This window comes from Holdemania sp., from assembly GCF_986127675.1.
Genome location: NZ_CFQZWI010000184.1, coordinates 1 through 2,175, shown reverse-complemented (window position 1 = coordinate 2,175; position 2,175 = coordinate 1). Strand labels below are relative to the sequence as shown.

Below are 2,175 nucleotides of genomic sequence, written 5' to 3'. Positions count from 1 at the left end.
CTCTTCCGATCTTTGTTTGAAACGGACGATCCGATGGAGCACATCGAGAAGATTTTATACAAGTCGCTGATGATGAAAAAGAAGGTCGTGGAGATTGACGAACGGGAAATCGGCGTTCGCCGGATCCTGAATTTCGGACATACGATCGGACACGGTATCGAGAGCTATTACCATCTGCACGATGTGTACCATGGCGAAGCGGTTGCGCTGGGCATGATGAAAATGATCAAAGATGAAACGATCCGCGACCGGCTGCATCCGATTTATCAGCGGCTGAATCTGAAAGAAGATATCGACTACGACCGCCAACAGGTTTACGACTTTATCACCAAAGACAAGAAGATCGACGGCGGAACGTTAACGATCGTACTGCTGCGGAAGATCGGCGAAGCGTATTTAAAAGATATCCCGACGGAGAAGATCAAAGAATATTTGTAATCGAAAACTTCTTTTAATGAAAAGAATATAAGGAAAACAAGTTGTTCTGCGTTCAGGGCAGAACAAGGAAAGACGACAAAAAAGCCAGAAAAAAACAAGGAGATCAAACGATGAAAAGTGCGATTGGACAGTGTATCGAGCTGTCGCTGTTCGGCGAAAGCCACGGTGAAGCGATCGGCGTCGTGATTCAGGGTCTGCCTTCGGGCATCCGCATCGACGAAGTCTGGATGGGCAAGCAGATGGAGAAACGCAAACCTAAAGGTAAAATATCGACTCAGCGGCAGGAAGCAGACGTTCCGGAAATCGTCAGCGGCGTCTTTGAAGGCCGGACGACGGGCACACCGCTGTGCATTCTTATCCGCAACGAAAATATGCGAAGCAAGGATTATTCGAAAACACGGTATATTCCGCGCCCTTCGCATGCCGATTACACGGCCGAGATTAAATATCTAGGCTATCAGGATTACCGCGGGGGCGGTCATTTCTCCGGCCGGATCACCGCGCCGTTAGTGGCAGCGGGCGCAATTTTCCTCCAGATGCTGAAAGCGAAAGGCATTGAGGTCGGAACGCATGTCGCGCAGATGCAGGAATTAACAGACGCTCCGTTTGCGGACGAGGAAGCAGAGCTGCGGGCGCAGCTACTAGGCTTAGAGGATCAATATCTGGCATGTTTGAGCGATTCAACGCGGACAGCGATCCAGCAGCGGATCGAACAGGCTCAGGCCCAGGGCGATTCGATGGGCGGGATTCTGGAAAGCGCGGTTGTCGGCATGCCGGCCGGAGTGGGCGAACCTTTCTTTGATTCGGTGGAGAGCCGGCTGGCGCACCTGTTGTTCAGCATCGGCGCCGTGAAGGGCGTGGAATTCGGCGATGGTTTCGATTTTGCCGCAAAAAGAGGCAGCGAAGCCAACGACGGCATCACGATCGACAACGGGCATATCCGGACTCTGACCAATCATAACGGCGGGATTAACGGCGGGATTACCAACGGCATGCCGCTGCGCATCCGCACGGTCGTCAAGCCGACCCCTTCGATCTATAAACCGCAGTCCAGCGTAAATCTGAAAACCGGCGAACCGACGACGCTGCAGATTGAAGGCCGGCACGATCCGGCGATTCTGCATCGGGCGCGGGTCGTCGTCGACAGTCTGATCGCTTTCGGGCTGGCGGATCTGTTGACTGAACGCTTCGGTATTCTGTGGTGGAAAGGAGAACGGCCATGCGGCGAGGACTGATCGGTGAACATCTGGGTCACAGCTATTCCCAACGGATTCATGAAACGCTGGGCGGCTATCCATACGAGCTGATTGAGGTGGCTCCCCAGGACTTGGACGCCTGGATGAAAAACAAGGATTTCGCGGCACTGAACGTCACGATCCCCTATAAGAAAGCTGTGATTCCTTATTTAGAAGAACTGGATGAACGGGCACGGCGGATCGGGGCCGTCAACACGATCGTCAATGACCACGGCCGCCTGATCGGCAAAAATACCGACTATTACGGCTGTCGGTTCATGCTGGAACAAGCGGGCATTGAAATTCAGGACCGGAAAGTGATCCTGTTAGGCAACGGCGGGGCGGCGCAGGCCGTACAGGCGGTGCTGGAGGATTTAGGCGCAGCGGCGATCGTCAAGGTCAAGCGCAATCCGTCGCCGGAAACACTGACCTACGAAGAAGCGTACCGCGATCACAGCGGCGCGCAGGTCATCGTCAATACCAGTCCGGTCGGCAGATCGGA

Annotated in this window: 3 protein-coding genes; all 3 read left to right on the top strand. The window is 54.0% G+C overall.

The annotated features are described in order from the left end of the window. The coding region (locus AC5OW4_RS15120; RefSeq protein ID WP_493677200.1) for a 3-dehydroquinate synthase family protein at positions 1 to 438 on the top strand (438 nt) is incomplete at its 5' end. A gap of 110 nt (positions 439 to 548) precedes the next feature. After that, positions 549 to 1,673: a chorismate synthase gene (aroC, locus tag AC5OW4_RS15115; RefSeq protein WP_195395804.1), complete on the top strand. Its 1,125-nt coding sequence runs from the start codon at positions 549 to 551 to the stop codon at positions 1,671 to 1,673. Next, a partial coding sequence (locus tag AC5OW4_RS15110) for a shikimate dehydrogenase family protein (protein WP_493677199.1) occupies positions 1,658 to 2,175 on the top strand: 518 nt, incomplete at its 3' end. The genes aroC and AC5OW4_RS15110, both read left to right, overlap by 16 nt.

Excerpts from the sequence above, each read along its gene's own strand:
- aroC (WP_195395804.1), top strand. The coding sequence starts at position 549 with ATGAAAAGTGCGATTGGACAGTGTATCGAGCTGTCGCTGTTCGGCGAA.